The following is a 13,889-nucleotide window of genomic DNA, read 5'->3' on the forward strand; positions in this document are numbered from 1 at the left end:
CGCCACAGCGTAGCCTCCGTGATCTTCCGACCAGCATCCGATTCCCCCATCGAGCGGGTTGACAGGCAAGATGGGGGCGTGACCCTTATCGATCAGCTGCCGCAGACCGCAGATCCCGACGCCCTCTACGAAGCCTTCGAGTCGTGGACCGGGGAACGCGGTCTCACCCTCTACCCCCATCAGGAGGAGGCGCTGATCGAGGTGGTCTCGGGTGCGAACGTGATCGTCTCGACGCCCACCGGCTCGGGCAAGAGCATGATCGCGGCAGGTGCGCACTTCGCGGCGCTCGCCCGGGACGAGGTCACCTTCTACACGGCACCGATCAAGGCGCTCGTCTCGGAGAAGTTCTTCGAGCTGTGCAAGATCTTCGGCACCGAGAACGTCGGCATGCTGACCGGCGACGCCTCGGTGAACGCGGACGCGCCCGTCATCTGCTGCACCGCCGAGGTGCTGGCGTCCATCGCCCTGCGGGACGGCAAGCACGCCGACGTCGGCCAGGTCGTGATGGACGAGTTCCACTTCTACGCGGAGGCCGACCGCGGCTGGGCCTGGCAGATCCCGATCCTGGAACTGCCGCAGGCGCAGTTCATCCTGATGTCGGCGACACTCGGCGACGTCTCGATGTTCGAGACGGACCTGACCCGGCGTACCGGCCGCCCCACGTCGGTGGTCCGCTCGGCGACCCGGCCCGTGCCTCTCTCCTACGAGTACGTGCTGACTCCGCTCACCGAGACACTCACCGAACTGCTCGCGACCAAGCAGGCTCCCGTCTACATCGTGCACTTCACCCAGGCCCAGGCCGTGGAGCGGGCGCAGGCACTGATGAGCATCAACATGTGCACGCGTGAGGAGAAGGACCAGATCGCCGAGCTGATCGGCAACTTCCGCTTCACCACCAAGTTCGGCCGCAATCTCTCCCGCTACGTGCGCCACGGAATCGGCGTGCACCACGCGGGCATGCTGCCCAAGTACCGCCGGCTGGTGGAGAAACTGGCCCAGGCCGGTCTCCTGAAGGTCATCTGCGGCACGGACACGCTCGGTGTCGGTGTCAACGTCCCCATCCGTACCGTGCTGTTCACGGCACTGGCGAAATACGACGGCAACCGGGTCCGGACGCTGCGTGCTCGCGAGTTCCACCAGATCGCCGGACGCGCCGGGCGAGCCGGATTCGACACGGCCGGCTTCGTCGTGGCTCAGGCGCCCGAGCACGTCATCGAGAACGAGAAGGCTCTTGCCAAGGCGGGCGACGACCCGAAGAAGCGCCGCAAGGTGGTGCGCAAGAAGGCTCCCGAGGGTTTCGTCGGCTGGACGGACAACACCTTCGAGAAGCTCATCGGCTCCGAGCCCGAGCCGCTGACCTCGCGCTTCCGCGTGACGCATACCATGCTGCTGTCGGTCATCGCCCGGCCCGGCAACGCCTTCGAGGCCATGCGGCATCTGCTGGAGGACAACCACGAGCCGCGCAAGCAGCAGCTGCGGCACATCCGGCGGGCGATCGCGATCTACCGCTCGCTTCTCGACGGCGGCATCGTCGAGAAGCTCGACCAGCCGGACGCGACGGGCCGTATCGTGCGCCTCACCGTCGACCTCCAGCAGGACTTCGCGCTCAACCAGCCGCTGTCGACCTTCGCACTCGCCGCGTTCGAGCTCCTGGACCCCGAATCCCCCTCGTACGCCCTCGACATGGTGTCCGTCGTCGAGTCCACGCTGGACGATCCGCGGCAGATCCTCGCGGCCCAGCAGAACAAGGCGCGTGGCGAGGCCGTGGCCGCGATGAAGTCGGACGGCGTCGAGTACGAGGAGCGCATGGAGCGGCTCCAGGACGTGTCGTACCCCAAGCCGCTGGAGGAGCTGCTCTTCCACGCTTACAACACCTACCGCAAGAGCCATCCGTGGGTCGGTGACCATCCGCTGTCCCCGAAGTCCGTGATCCGTGACATGTACGAACGGGCCATGTCCTTCACGGAGTTCGTCTCCTTCTACGAGCTCGCCCGAACTGAGGGCATTGTCCTGCGCTACCTCGCCAGCGCCTACAAGGCCCTTGAGCACACCGTCCCGGACGATCTCAAGTCCGAGGACCTGGAGGACCTGATCGCCTGGCTGGGCGAGATGGTGCGCCAGGTCGACTCCAGCCTCCTGGACGAGTGGGAGCAGCTCGCCAACCCCGAGGAGATGACGGCCGAGGAGGCCCAGGAGAAGGCCGACCAGGTCAAGCCGGTCACCTCGAACGCCCGCGCCTTCCGCGTCCTTGTCCGCAACGCCATGTTCCGACGCGTCGAGCTCGCCGCTCTCGACAACGTCGACGAGCTCGGTGAGATGGATGCCGACGCAGGCTGGGACGCCGACGCCTGGGGCGAGGCGATGGACAAGTACTGGGACGAGTACGAGGACCTCGGCACCGGCCCCGACGCCCGCGGCCCGAAACTGCTGTCGATCGTGGAGGAGCCGCAGAACGGTCTGTGGCGCGTCCGTCAGACCTTCGCCGACCCGAACGGCGACCATGACTGGGGCATCAGCGCGGAGGTCGACCTCGCGGCCTCCGACGCGGAGGGTCGCGCCATCGTCAAGGTCACCGACGTCGGTCAGCTGTGAGCACAGGAGAATCCCACACATGACGAACCCGGCCGAGAGGCTCGTCGACCTGCTCGACCTGGAGCAGATAGAGGTCAACATCTTCCGTGGCCGCAGCCCGCAGGAGTCACTGCAGCGGGTCTTCGGCGGCCAGGTGGCGGGCCAGGCACTGGTCGCCGCCGGGCGCACCACTGAGGGCGACCGCCCGGTGCACTCGCTGCACGCGTACTTCCTGCGCCCGGGCCGACCGGGCGTGCCGATCGTGTACCAGGTCGAACGGGTCCGGGACGGGCGGTCGTTCACCACCCGCCGTGTCACCGCCGTGCAGCAGGGCCGCACGATCTTCAATCTGACCGCCTCCTTTCACAAGCCCGAGGTGGGGAGCTTCGAGCACCAGCTGCCGCCGGCCCGCGAGGTTCCGGACCCGGAGTCGCTGCCGACGGTGACGCAGGAGATCAAGGAACATCTGGGCGCGCTCCCCGAGGCGTTGGAGCGCATGGCACGGCGCCAGCCGTTCGACATCCGCTATGCGGACCGGCTGCGCTGGACCCCCGAGGAGGTCAAGGACGCCGAGCCGCGCAGCGCGGTGTGGATGCGTGCCGTCGGACCGCTGGGCGATGACCCGCTCGTGCACACCTGTGCCCTCACGTACGCGAGCGACATGACCCTCCTGGACGCCGTCCGCATCCCGGTGGAACCGCTGTGGGGTCCGCGGGGCTTCGACATGGCCTCGCTGGACCACGCCATGTGGTTCCACCGGCCGTTCCGCGCGGACGAGTGGTTCCTGTACGACCAGGAGTCCCCGATCGCGACGGGCGGTCGCGGACTGGCCCGCGGGCGCATCTACGACCTGGAGGGACGGCTGCTCGTCTCGGTCGTCCAGGAGGGGCTGTTTCGGGCGCTGTAGGGAAGTGTCCGAGCGTCCCAGGAGGGGCCTTCAGGGCGCTTTGGGGAGGTGCCCGACCATCCCAGTAGGACTCTTCAGGGTGCTGCCGGAAGGCGTCGGGCAGTCAGGCGTTTCTGCGGCGCAGCCACCCGAGCAGCCTTCGTGGCCTCTCGGACTCCTCCATGGTGATCCGATCTTCCCGAGCGGTCGGCCCCGGCCGCGGGACCACTGGTGGTGGCGTCACGAGTGGTGCGGCCACGGACGATGTGGCCACGGAAAGTGAGGCCTTCGGTGTCGGGCGAGGTGCTGGGCGTAGCTCTCGGGCTTCGGCGAGGGCCTGGCCCAAGTCGGCTCGGAGCCAGCTGATCTCATCGGGATCCTCGGCTGTCATGATCCGCGAGACCAGATGCGCGGCGGGAGAGTCCGGCGCGCCGCGGGAGGCCCGCTCGGGCCGGAAGCGGTTCAGGTAGGCACGCTCGTACGGATCCCTGACGATCTCCGCCACCTGAACGGGGTCGAGCAGGGATGCCACGACCGCGGCCCGCGCCCAGGCGTCCTCGGTCTGCCGCAGCAGGAATCCCATGTGCCGTCCCCGCCAGTTGCGCGGGCGCAGGTCCAGGCCGGCCTCCAGCTGGTCGCGGAGTCCCTCGGGCGTCCGGCCGCTCAGCAGCGGTACGTTCTGCTTGTCGGCCGCGAACTGCCGCAGCTCCTCGGCCAGATACAGCCACACCACAGCCCTGTAGCGGTTGAGATAGAACTTCACCGGCACCACCAGGCCCAGTCGCGCGAAGCGCGTGAACCTGGCGGCCGTCACACCCATGAGGGCGGCGCCCTCCGTGGTGCCGACGGCTTTGACGCGCTCCCGCAATGCCTCGGGAAAGCCGTCATCGGAGCGCACCCGGTCGATCTCCGCATGTGTGACGCGACGTCCGCCTCCGCCCTCGTCGGGGACGGTGCGGACGCATCCGAGGTGCAGGGCGAGGTCGAACTCGCCGCGCTTGAGCTCCAGTTCTCGTGCGGCGCGACTGAGCGACGATGTGGCGGACTGTGTAATCGTGTTGCCGGACATGGCGGTTCTCCCCCGTGGAGCGAGTTGCTCGCGCTGGCGTGCGCTTGCTTCGAGAAAAACCGTATCCGGCTCGGCGGACATCGCGGCGAGCCTGTGGATAACTTTGACCGTGGCGACGTATGCGCAGGTCAGAGGTCTACAGCGGGCGCGCTTTCCGGCTGCCGCGCGTCCACGCGGAGGTGCTCGCCGACGCGGTTGACGAGCAGCGTCATCTCATAGGCGACCTGGCCGATGTCGGCCTCCGCGGCGCTGAGGACGCACAGACAGCTGCCGGCGCCCGCGGCGGTGACGAAGAGCACCGCATCGTCGAACTCGACCATCGTCTGGCGCACTTGACCGGCGCCGAAGTGACGGCCGGAGCCCTTGGCAAGACTGTGCAGGCCGGACGAGACCGCGGCGAGGTGTTCGGCATCCTCGCGCCGCAGTCCCGTGCTCGCGCCCGTCACCAGCCCATCGTTCGACAGCACCAACGCGTGCCGTATGTGTTCGACGCGCTCGGTGAGGTCGTCCAGCAGCCAGCCAAGTCCCGTGTTCTGCGCCATGATCCGGTCTCCCCGTGGTGTCCTTCCCCCTGTACGGAGGATCTGACCAGCCAGCCTTCCCCACAGCCGCCGTCCGGGCAAGGAGGATGGGCGGCATGGCAGAGAAGATGACCGACGAGCAATGGCGGGCGTTCGTCTCGCACGGCACCCGCACCGGAAAGCTGTCCACTGTCCGAGCCGACGGCAGTCCGCATGTGACGCCGATCTGGTTTCTGCTGGACGGCGACGACGTGGTCTTCAACACCGCAAAGGAGAGTGTCAAGGGACGGAACCTGGCCCGGGACGGCCGGGTCGCACTGTGCGTGGACGACGACCGGCCGCCCTTCGACTTCGTCGTGCTGGAGGGACGGGCCGAGCTTTCGGAGGACCTCGACGAGTTGCGGCACTGGGCGGCGCGGCTCGGCGCCCGGTACATGGGCGAGGAGCGCGCCGAGGAGTTCGGGAAACGCAACGGGGTTCCCGGTGAACTCCTCGCACGCGTAAGGATCGAGAAGGTCCTGGCCTACGCCTCCGTGGCCCACTGAGAGCATCGGTCCGCACCGGAGCGGCCACGGCCCCCGGTGCGGTCGCTTTTCACATCAGCCGACGGAGTCGAGCAGCCGGGCGGTGTGCACCCGCCCGGCGTACTCGACGAGACGAATCAGCACCTCCTTCCCGGAGTCGCGGTCACGTGCGTCGCAGAGCACCACGGGCGTGCCACGGTCGAGGTCGAGGGCGCGGGACACGTCCTGGGCGCCGTAGGTGCGGGCACCGGCGAAGCAGTTGACGGCCACCACGAACGGGATGTGCCGGTGCTCGAAGTAGTCCACCGCGGGGAAGCAGTCCTCGAGCCGCCGGGTGTCCGCGAGCACGACGGCGCCGAGGGCGCCCTGCGACAGCTCGTCCCACAGGAACCAGAACCGGTCCTGACCCGGGGTTCCGAAGAGGTAGAGCGAGAGGCCGGACCTGATGGTGATGCGTCCGAAGTCCATGGCGACGGTCGTCGTGACCTTCTGGTCCACGCCGTCGGTGTCGTCCACCGACTGACCCGCCTCGCTGAGCAGTTCCTCGGTACGCAGCGGCCGGATCTCACTGACCGCGCCCACCAGGGTGGTCTTGCCCACGCCGAATCCGCCGGCGACCAGTATCTTCAATGCCAGGGCGGTCATCTCGCCACCCGAGGCGTCGGAGTTCTCGGAGACCATCGATCACTTCTCTCGGGAGTGCCGACAACGGTCGACGTCGGTACATCTGCGCGGGGCGTACGTCACTTCTGAGTAGGTGTGCGTCGGTACATCTGTGCGGGAGTGCGAAGTCAGCATCATGGCAACTGCGGCTCCTCTTCGAGGGATTGGACCGCAATCTGACCGTTCTGACCGGCTCGCGCCCATTCGGTGCCCGGATGGGGGCACAAAGAGGTCCAGGACAAGCCGAGGTGGTTCATCTAGAGCGCTCTCAGTCCCTCGATCACCTCGCGGAGAATCCGCTCGTCGGGCAGTTGCGCGGGCGGCACGGGGCGGCTGACGGTCACGCAACCCAGTTCAAGGAGGTCTCCGAGGAGCACCCTGACCACGCCCACCGGCAAGTCGGCGCCCGCGGCCAGTTCGGCCACCGATTGCGTCTCGATACGGCACAGTTCGATCAGCGCCCGGTGTTCCGGACCGAGCGAGGTGTCGTCGTCGACCCCGGGTGCGCCCGTGTCGAGCGTCACCAGGGCGATCAGGTCGAAGCGCACCCCGGTGGGTCCGGGTTTGGTGCGCCCGCCCGTCATCGCGTAGGGGCGGACAAGTGGTCCGGCCTCGTTGTCGTACCACTGACTGCCCGGCGTGTCCTCGGTCATCTGCACCGACCGTCCTCGGTCATCCGGCGGCGGGCGGCTGTGCGCCGACGCGCGGCGGCGTGTAGAGGTGCTCGCCGACGCGCTTGACCAGCAGCGCCATCTCGTATGCCACCAGGCCGATGTCGGCAGTGACGGCGGTGAGGAGGGCGAGGCATGAACCGTCCCCCGCCGCGGCGACGAACAGGAAGCCGTCGTCCATCTCCACCATCGTCTGGCGTACACCACCGGCGCCGAAGTGGCGCCCCGCGCCCTTGGCCAGGCTGTGGAAGCCGGAGGCGACGGCGGCGAGGTGTTCGGCGTCCTCGCGCCTCAGGCCAGTGGACGCGCCCACCGCGAGACCGTCGTTCGACAGCACCACGGCGTGTCGCACTTCGGCCACGCGCAGCACCAAGTCGTCCAGCAGCCAGTCGAGTTCGCCGGACCGCTGGGCGGCCCTCATGCTCGGGTCCTGGATCATGCGGGGTCTCCTTCGCTGCTGTCGCTGCCCGGTTCCGGGTCGGGGGTGGCACCGAGGCCGGGTGATCTGCCGCCGCCGCGTGCCCAGCCGTCGCGGTAGGCCGCCATGCGGTCCCGTACGAGTTCGGGGGTGCGCCGGTCGTCGCTCTGGGGACCCCGCGTTTCGGCCGGCTCTTCGGAGCGCTGTTCGCGCAGTTGGGGTGCGAGGCTCGCCTGCCGTACACGCCGTGGGAGGTCGTCGGAGCCTTCCGAGTCGTCAGGGGGACGGTGCAGCCGCAGCGTGGTGACTCCGGGTGGCGGATTTTCCGATGAGCCGTTCACGGGGACTTCGGGGGCTGCCTGTATCGGGGGCACCAGTGCGGGCCGCTCGGTGATGGCCTGGACGGAGTCCTGTTCCGGGGCGACCGACACGCGCGCGTACTCCCGTTCCGCGGGCCTGTCGGTGTCCGCTCTGCGGGGGGAACGTTCCGCCACGCCCCCGTGCAGCAGGGCCGTGGGCAGCAGAACGACCGCGGTGGTGCCGCCGTAGGGCGAGGTCCGCAGGTGCACCTTGATGCCGTGCCGTGCCGCCAGCCTGCTGACCACGAAGAGGCCGAGTCGGTCGCTGTCGAACAGATCGAGCGCTTCGGACTGCTCGATGCGCCGGTTGGCCTCGGCGAGCGTCTCCTTGCCCATGCCGAGCCCCCGGTCCTCGACCTCGACCGCGTAGCCGTTGCCGACCGGCTCACCGGTGATCCGCACCCGGGTGTGCGGCGGCGAGAACTGTGCGGCGTTCTCGACGATCTCCGCCAGGAGGTGGGTGAGGTCGGCCACCGCGGCACCGGCCACGGAAGCCTCGGGGAGCTGTCGTACCTCCACGCGCGCGTAGTCCTCGACTTCGGAGACGGCCGCGCGGACGACGTTCGTCAGCGAGACCGGCATGCGCCAGGCCCGGCCGGGCGCGGCTCCGGAGAGGATGATCAGGCTCTCCGCGTGGCGCCGCATCCGTGTGGTGAGGTGATCGAGCCGGAACAGGTCGCTCAGCTCGTTCGGATCCTCCGACCTGCGCTCCATGCTGTCCAACAGGCTCAGTTGGCGGTGCACGAGAACCTGGCTGCGGCGGGCGAGATTGACGAAGACCCCGGAGATTCCGCTGGCGAGTTCCGCGCGTTCGACGGCGGCGCGCAGGGCGGCTCGGTGCACGGTGCCGAGGGCCTCCGCGACCTGTCCGGTCTCGTCCTCCGCGGGCGGCCCGGACGGGGCCTCTGCGCGGACGTCGATCTCCTCCCCCGCTCGCAGTTTGCGCATGGCCTGCGGCAGTTTGCGGCGCGCGATCTCCAGGGCACTGTTGCGCAGACTCACCAATTCGACGACGAGGCCGCGTCCGATGCGTACGGAGATGACGAGCGACGCGACGACGGCAGCGAGTCCGAACAGGACCGCGGCACCGGCGGGGGTGAGCAGACCGCGTGTGAACGGGTCGGCCCGGTCCGCGACACCACGGCCCGCGTTCGCCTCGATCGTGCGCATGCCGTCCTGCACGCGCGCGTGGGCCGTGTTCCAGTCGGCCTCCGGCGCCGCGTCGATCGCTTTGCCACCGGGGCGGGAGACGAGCACCTTGTCCTCGACAGCGCGTACGTCGGCGTACGCGCTCCCCTCCACGAGGTCGTTCCAGTCGGCTCGTTCGGGCCCGCGCAGATCCGCGACGGCCGAATCGGTCAAGGTACGGCGGGTGTCGACGGCACCGGTGAACAGCCGCAGCCGCTCACCGTCGAGGCTCCCGGCGAGCCGGGCGCCGGCCAGCACCGCGTCCTCCTGGGCGAGTGCTTCCCCGGCCCGGGAGAATTCGAGCAGCACGCGCGCATCGGAGCCGAGGTCGGCGTCCTGGATGCCGGTGAGCGCGCCGCCCACGCCGAAGGCGGTCGAGATGGTCTTGGTGTACTGCCCGTACGCCTCGTCCCATCCGGTACGGCGGTCCAGCACGCCGGTGCGCACGGAGCGCAGTTGCTCGGCCCCGGTGACGAAGGCGTCGAGGCGCCCGGCCACTCCCGCGGGCAGGTCGGCACCGTCGGCGACGGTGTTGTCGTCGCCCAGTCGCAGCTTCGCCACCGCGCGGTCGGTGCGCCGCGCGAGTGCCTTGAGGCCGTTCGGCTGTTCAGCGGTGGGGTCGGTCGCGTAGCGGACGGCGGCCGCGCGTTCGGCCTGGAGGGCGGCGACGGCCGCGTCGACCGGGGCTCGGACCGTCGAGTCCACGCGCTGCAACTGTCGTAGCCGCGCGACGTCCTGGGCGGTGCTCACCGTGGCGTACGCCCACAGGGCGAGCAAGGAGATGACCGGCACCATCAGCAGGCAGACGATCTTGGCTCGTACGGTGCGGGGCCGGATGCGCCACCGTCCCGCGCGCGTGGGTGCCTCTGGCGCTGTCCCCGCGACGGTCTCCTCGGTATCCGCGCGCTCGTCGGCCGGCGGGCCGGCGTGCGCGCGGCGACCGCGCGCCAAGGGCTGGGGCGGCGGCTCGGCGCCGGCTGTGGGGGTCCTACGGGGTGTACGCATGGCCTCCTCGCTCGGAAAGGTTCGGGGCGTGCCTTCCGGTCCGTCGTGGCTCCGGGCCCGCCGCTAGCGGGCGACGCTCTCGACCGGCCGCTGGGCCGATGCGGATGCTTCGCGTTCGTCGGATGTCGGCGACAGCGCGACGAACGCCGATGTCAGGAAGAGATAGGACCCGAGGCCGACGGCGAGGGGGAAGATGAACTGCATCGCCGTGGCCCCGGGCAGGGCCTGTGCGGTTGGGCTGACGCGCACGCTCACCGCCATCATTCCGGTGTAGTGCATGCTGCTCACCGCGCCGCCCATGACGAGGGAGGCGACGGCGACCGCCACGGGCGACTTGATGTTGAGCGCCGCCCACAGGGCCGCGGTCGCCGCGACCACGGCGATCACGACGGAGAGCCCGACCAGGGCCGGGTCGTAGTGCACCTGGCCGTGCAGCCGCAGCGCGGCCATGCCCAGGTAGTGCATGCTCGCGACGCCGAGGCCGGTGGTGAGCCCGCCCAGGACGAGCGCACGGCCCCGGTCGCGGCCGTAGCCGACGGCGAAGACGCCCGCGCCGACGACGACCATGGCGACGAGCAGACTGAGGATGGTCAACGGCACGTTGTAGCGCATCTCTGTACCGGTGACGCTGAAGCCGAGCATCGCCACGAAGTGCATGGTCCAGATGCCGGTGCCGATCGCGGAGGCCGCGGTGAGGAGCCAGTTGCGGCGCGACCGCCCGGTGGCGCCGAGCGCGCGGACCGTGCAGCGCAGCCCCAGGGCGGCGCCTATACAGGCCATCACGTACGACAGCACGGGGGTCAGCCAGCCGAAGGCGGCGTGGTCCAGGTGTCCCATGGCCCAGGGACGCTAGTCCGGGCAGGGGCGCACAAAGGGGGCGCATTTCGAAAGCTGTTGGAATATGACAAAGAGATGTACCTGAACGATCGCGTCCCGCTCGAACGTGTGCGCCGCGACGTCCTTCGTGTCGGTGAGGGATCATGCGGAGCATGAGCGACGACCACACACACGTCCAGGAGTTCTTCACGGCCCGCGCGGCGGACTGGGACGAGCGGTTCCCCGACGACGGACCGGCATACGCGGCAGCGGTCGCCGAGCTCGGTCTGCGCGAGGGCGACCGCGTGCTCGACGCGGGGTGCGGCACCGGCCGCGCCCTGCCGCCGCTGCGAGCGGCCGTGGGGGCCTCCGGAGTGGTCGTCGGGGCCGATCTGACCCCGGCCATGCTGGAGGCCGCCGTACGGGCCGGACGGGACCGGGACGGGCAGTTGCTGCTCGCCGACGTCGCCGGGCTTCCGTTTCGCGCGGAGTCGCTGGACGCGGTGTTCGCGGCGGGCCTCATCGCGCACCTGCCGAACCCGGCGGAGAACCTCGGGGAGTTGGCACGCGTGGTGCGGCCGGGCGGCACCCTCGCGCTCTTCCACCCGATCGGCCGAGCGGCGCTCGCGGCCCGGCAGGGCCGGCAGATCACCCCCGACGACCTGCGCGCGGAGGCCAACCTCCGCCCCCTGCTCGCCGGTTCAGGCTGGGACATGACGTCGTACGTCGACGAGGACGCCCGCTTCCTCGCACTGGCCGTACGCCGCGGCTGACGCGTCAGCCGCTTCCTCCGCGGGTGAGGCGCCAGCCCTTTGCGGCGCGGCTGGGGCGTCAGCCCCTCCCGGTGTAGCTGGGGCTTCAGCCCATTCCGGCGATCTCCGCCGCGAAGGCGTCGGGGTTGTCGAACATGACGTTGTGTCCGGCCCCAGGCACGGTCACGACACGCACTCCGGCGGCCTCCAGACCTTCCCTGCCCGAAAGTTCACCGCTCAGCTCACCCTGAAGGTAGACGCGGTCCGCCGTCAGCTCTTCGAGCATCCGGCGCATCGTGGGGTTCGTGCCGCGCCTGAGCCCCGTCGCTGTGCGGTGCAGGGCGCGCGGATCGGCGAGTCGCATGGTGGCCGCCCAGGAGGGACCGACCTTCTCCAGCACGCGCGCATGGCCGCCGTTGTCGACGTAGTCGTCCTCCTCGTAGGAGGCGATGCCGCTGCTGCCCGCGGCGAGTGGGGGGTACGGGTCGAGGTTGGCCTCCGTCAGGACCAGCCGTGAGACGAGTTCGGGACGCCGGTGGGCGAGCACGATGGCGACGGCGCCGCCCATGCTGTGCGCGACCAGCTCCGCGCCGGTGAGGTGGGCCGCGTCCAGGGCCACCGCCAACGCGTCCGCGTGGTCTTCCAGGGTGTAGCCGAAGTCCACGGGCCGGTCGCTGATGCCGTGACCGGGCAGGTCGACGAACAGCGTGCGGCGGCCCGCCAGTTCGGGCCGGGCCGCGATATGGGCGTGGTAGACCGTCGAGGCCGAACCCAGGCCGTGCACGTACACGCGCGCCGGTTCGGCGCCCGGCGCCTCCGTCCAGCGGATCTGGCTTCCCTTGCCGTCGAACTCGGCCTGCTGCATCACGCACTCCCCTGTGTCGCTTCGTGGATCTTCACGTCTCCAGGACAATACATCGGAACCGATGTATAGAGGAAGCGATGTACAGCGAGAGTGCGGCAGAATGTGGGCATGCTGGAGCTGGCCATCCTCGGTTTTCTGTACGACGCCCCGCTGCACGGCTACGAGCTGCGCAAGCGCATCAGCGCGCTGACCGGGCATGTGAAGCCCGTCGCGGAGAGCACGCTGTATCCCGCGATCAAGCGGCTGGAGAAGGCGGACCTGCTGGCGCGGGCGACCCAGCCCGGTTCAGTGGCCGCCCCCCGTCATGTCCTCACACTCACCGAGGAAGGCAGAAGCGAGCTGCGCCGCCGGCTCGCGGAACCGGTACTGCGCGACATCACCGACGAGAACCGCTGGTTCACGGTGCTCGCCTTCCTCAGACACCTGGAGGCCCCGGGGGTACAGGCCGCTGTACTGCGGCGCAGGCTCGCCTTCCTGGAGGAGCCCGCGAGCTTCTTCTACGACGGTGACCGACCGCTGCGCGCCGAGGAACTGGACGACCCCTTCCGGCGGGGCATCCTCACCATCGCGCGGGCCACGAGCCGCGCCGAACTGGCATGGCTGCGGGCCACGATCGACTCACTCGACGCGGGTGGCCGGTGAGACAGGGCAGCCCCGCACCCCGGGCACCGGACAGGTGCCCAGCTCTGCGACGCGGTAGCCGTCCGGGTAGCCCTTGATCTCCCAGTTCTGCCTCGCGAAGTGCGGGGCACGGCGCGGCGGCATCAGTCGGACCAGCCGGCCACGTGCCCGCACCGCACGGCGGACCAGCGCGCGTGTGGTCGCGCCCGGGGACTCGTACCGGAACGCTTGCAGCAGCGATTCGTCGAGCAGGGCCAGGGTCGAGGCACGCAGCAGCGGTGCGAGCGGACGCGGGTACCAGGAGGCCATCAGGTCCAGCGTCGCGTCGGAGACCCGGCGTGCACCCTCGTCCCACCCGAAATGGGCCTCTTCGTAGGCGTCGAGACAGGCCTCGAACTCCTCGTAGGTCTCAGGAACGTCCTTGATGCCCATGTGCCGCCCCAGGGTGCGGTAATGCACAGTGGACGCGACGATCTCGTGGCGCGAGAGCCTGCGCCATCCGTAGGCCTCGATCCACCGCTTGGGCATCACCACGAAGGTGCAGAGCACGTAACGCATGTCTTCGTTGCTGATGTCGTAGCTGCGGTGCATCTGGTTGATGCGGCGGATCGCCGTACGGCTCTCCTCCGCGTCGAAGCCGTGCTCGACGATGGCGTCGAGGAGCAGCGCCGTGTCGTCGTAGCGCTTCTGTGTGCGGTCCGTGAGTTCCGCCGTCTCGGCGAGGAGCCCACCGATGCTGGGGACTGCGTAGGTGCGATAGAGGGCCAGTTCCAGGGCGCGGGTGAAGTCCCAGGGGAATTCGTACGCGGAGGTGAGCCGGTAGATATCCGACGCCTCCTTCTCCGGGTCCATTCGCCGGATCTGTTCGAGCCGCTCGTACCGCTTCACCGGGCTGTCCCCCTTCTGTCGCCGCGACTCCAACTCTACGTTGAGTAGCAGCAGATGAACGATCAGCGATGA

Annotated in this window: 14 protein-coding genes; 5 read left to right on the plus strand and 9 right to left on the minus strand. The window is 69.6% G+C overall.

Going from position 1 to position 13,889, the window contains the following annotated elements; translation table 11 throughout:
* The first annotated feature begins 78 nt into the window (after nucleotides 1-78).
* Nucleotides 79-2,592, plus strand: a complete 2,514-nt coding sequence (locus tag AB5J53_RS07625) for a DEAD/DEAH box helicase (RefSeq protein ID WP_369244842.1) — start codon at nucleotides 79-81, stop codon at nucleotides 2,590-2,592.
* A gap of 19 nt (nucleotides 2,593-2,611) precedes the next feature.
* Nucleotides 2,612-3,478: an acyl-CoA thioesterase gene (locus AB5J53_RS07630; RefSeq protein ID WP_369244843.1), complete on the plus strand. Its 867-nt coding sequence runs from the start codon at nucleotides 2,612-2,614 to the stop codon at nucleotides 3,476-3,478.
* A gap of 103 nt (nucleotides 3,479-3,581) precedes the next feature.
* On the opposite strand, the gene AB5J53_RS07635 is transcribed toward AB5J53_RS07630, so the two are convergent.
* Nucleotides 3,582-4,526 carry a DUF6397 family protein gene (locus AB5J53_RS07635; RefSeq protein ID WP_369244844.1) on the minus strand — a complete coding sequence of 315 codons (945 nt, stop codon included), beginning with the start codon at nucleotides 4,524-4,526 and terminating at the stop codon, nucleotides 3,582-3,584.
* 128 nt (nucleotides 4,527-4,654) lie between these two features.
* Nucleotides 4,655-5,068 carry a roadblock/LC7 domain-containing protein gene (locus tag AB5J53_RS07640; RefSeq protein ID WP_369244845.1) on the minus strand — a complete coding sequence of 138 codons (414 nt, stop codon included), beginning with the start codon at nucleotides 5,066-5,068 and terminating at the stop codon, nucleotides 4,655-4,657.
* 95 nt (nucleotides 5,069-5,163) lie between these two features.
* Between AB5J53_RS07640 and AB5J53_RS07645 the strand changes: the two genes are divergently transcribed.
* The gene (locus tag AB5J53_RS07645; RefSeq protein WP_369244846.1) at nucleotides 5,164-5,592 is read left to right on the plus strand and encodes a PPOX class F420-dependent oxidoreductase; all 429 of its coding nucleotides are present in this window, start codon (nucleotides 5,164-5,166) and stop codon (nucleotides 5,590-5,592) included.
* Nucleotides 5,593-5,646: 54 nt separating this feature from the next.
* Here AB5J53_RS07645 and AB5J53_RS07650 read toward each other — a convergent pair whose 3' ends face one another.
* The 5 genes from AB5J53_RS07650 to AB5J53_RS07670 form a co-directional block, all read right to left on the minus strand.
* Complete coding sequence (locus tag AB5J53_RS07650) at nucleotides 5,647-6,252, minus strand: ATP/GTP-binding protein (RefSeq protein WP_369244847.1); 606 nt, start codon at nucleotides 6,250-6,252, stop codon at nucleotides 5,647-5,649.
* Between the two features lie 239 nt (nucleotides 6,253-6,491).
* Nucleotides 6,492-6,887, minus strand: a complete 396-nt coding sequence (locus AB5J53_RS07655) for a DUF742 domain-containing protein (protein ID WP_369244848.1) — start codon at nucleotides 6,885-6,887, stop codon at nucleotides 6,492-6,494.
* Nucleotides 6,888-6,906: 19 nt separating this feature from the next.
* The gene (locus AB5J53_RS07660; protein ID WP_099503431.1) at nucleotides 6,907-7,344 is read right to left on the minus strand and encodes a roadblock/LC7 domain-containing protein; all 438 of its coding nucleotides are present in this window, start codon (nucleotides 7,342-7,344) and stop codon (nucleotides 6,907-6,909) included.
* On the minus strand, nucleotides 7,341-9,875 hold the full coding sequence (locus AB5J53_RS07665; RefSeq protein WP_369244849.1) for a nitrate- and nitrite sensing domain-containing protein: 2,535 nt from the start codon (nucleotides 9,873-9,875) through the stop codon (nucleotides 7,341-7,343). Before AB5J53_RS07665 ends, AB5J53_RS07660 begins: the two co-directional genes overlap by 4 nt.
* A gap of 63 nt (nucleotides 9,876-9,938) precedes the next feature.
* Entirely contained in the window at nucleotides 9,939-10,712 is a 774-nt protein-coding gene (locus tag AB5J53_RS07670; protein ID WP_369244850.1) for an MHYT domain-containing protein, read from the minus strand.
* A 152-nt stretch (nucleotides 10,713-10,864) separates the two neighbouring features.
* Between AB5J53_RS07670 and AB5J53_RS07675 the strand changes: the two genes are divergently transcribed.
* The gene (locus AB5J53_RS07675) at nucleotides 10,865-11,464 is read left to right on the plus strand and encodes a methyltransferase domain-containing protein (RefSeq protein ID WP_369244851.1); all 600 of its coding nucleotides are present in this window, start codon (nucleotides 10,865-10,867) and stop codon (nucleotides 11,462-11,464) included.
* Between the two features lie 85 nt (nucleotides 11,465-11,549).
* Here AB5J53_RS07675 and AB5J53_RS07680 read toward each other — a convergent pair whose 3' ends face one another.
* A complete protein-coding gene (locus AB5J53_RS07680; RefSeq protein WP_369244852.1) occupies nucleotides 11,550-12,308 on the minus strand; it encodes an alpha/beta fold hydrolase in 759 nt (252 codons plus the stop codon).
* A gap of 108 nt (nucleotides 12,309-12,416) precedes the next feature.
* Between AB5J53_RS07680 and AB5J53_RS07685 the strand changes: the two genes are divergently transcribed.
* Nucleotides 12,417-12,950, plus strand: a complete 534-nt coding sequence (locus tag AB5J53_RS07685) for a PadR family transcriptional regulator (protein ID WP_369244853.1) — start codon at nucleotides 12,417-12,419, stop codon at nucleotides 12,948-12,950.
* Here AB5J53_RS07685 and AB5J53_RS07690 read toward each other — a convergent pair.
* A complete protein-coding gene (locus AB5J53_RS07690; RefSeq protein WP_369244854.1) occupies nucleotides 12,927-13,817 on the minus strand; it encodes an oxygenase MpaB family protein in 891 nt (296 codons plus the stop codon). The genes AB5J53_RS07685 and AB5J53_RS07690 overlap by 24 nt on opposite strands.
* Nucleotides 13,818-13,889: the final 72 nt, after the last annotated feature.

The organism is Streptomyces sp. R41, from assembly GCF_041053055.1.
GTDB lineage: Bacteria > Actinomycetota > Actinomycetes > Streptomycetales > Streptomycetaceae > Streptomyces.

Bases quoted from the DNA above. Each gene is read 5' to 3' on its own strand.
- AB5J53_RS07630 (WP_369244843.1), top strand. From the start codon at position 2,612: ATGACGAACCCGGCCGAGAGGCTCGTCGACCTGCTCGACCTGGAGCAG.
- AB5J53_RS07635 (WP_369244844.1), bottom strand. From the start codon at position 4,526: ATGTCCGGCAACACGATTACACAGTCCGCCACATCGTCGCTCAGTCGC.
- AB5J53_RS07640 (WP_369244845.1), bottom strand. From the start codon at position 5,068: ATGGCGCAGAACACGGGACTTGGCTGGCTGCTGGACGACCTCACCGAG.
- AB5J53_RS07645 (WP_369244846.1), top strand. From the start codon at position 5,164: ATGGCAGAGAAGATGACCGACGAGCAATGGCGGGCGTTCGTCTCGCAC.
- AB5J53_RS07650 (WP_369244847.1), bottom strand. From the start codon at position 6,252: ATGGTCTCCGAGAACTCCGACGCCTCGGGTGGCGAGATGACCGCCCTG.
- AB5J53_RS07655 (WP_369244848.1), bottom strand. From the start codon at position 6,887: ATGACCGAGGACACGCCGGGCAGTCAGTGGTACGACAACGAGGCCGGA.
- AB5J53_RS07660 (WP_099503431.1), bottom strand. From the start codon at position 7,344: ATGATCCAGGACCCGAGCATGAGGGCCGCCCAGCGGTCCGGCGAACTC.
- AB5J53_RS07665 (WP_369244849.1), bottom strand. From the start codon at position 9,875: ATGCGTACACCCCGTAGGACCCCCACAGCCGGCGCCGAGCCGCCGCCC.
- AB5J53_RS07670 (WP_369244850.1), bottom strand. From the start codon at position 10,712: ATGGGACACCTGGACCACGCCGCCTTCGGCTGGCTGACCCCCGTGCTG.
- AB5J53_RS07675 (WP_369244851.1), top strand. From the start codon at position 10,865: ATGAGCGACGACCACACACACGTCCAGGAGTTCTTCACGGCCCGCGCG.
- AB5J53_RS07680 (WP_369244852.1), bottom strand. From the start codon at position 12,308: ATGCAGCAGGCCGAGTTCGACGGCAAGGGAAGCCAGATCCGCTGGACG.
- AB5J53_RS07685 (WP_369244853.1), top strand. From the start codon at position 12,417: ATGCTGGAGCTGGCCATCCTCGGTTTTCTGTACGACGCCCCGCTGCAC.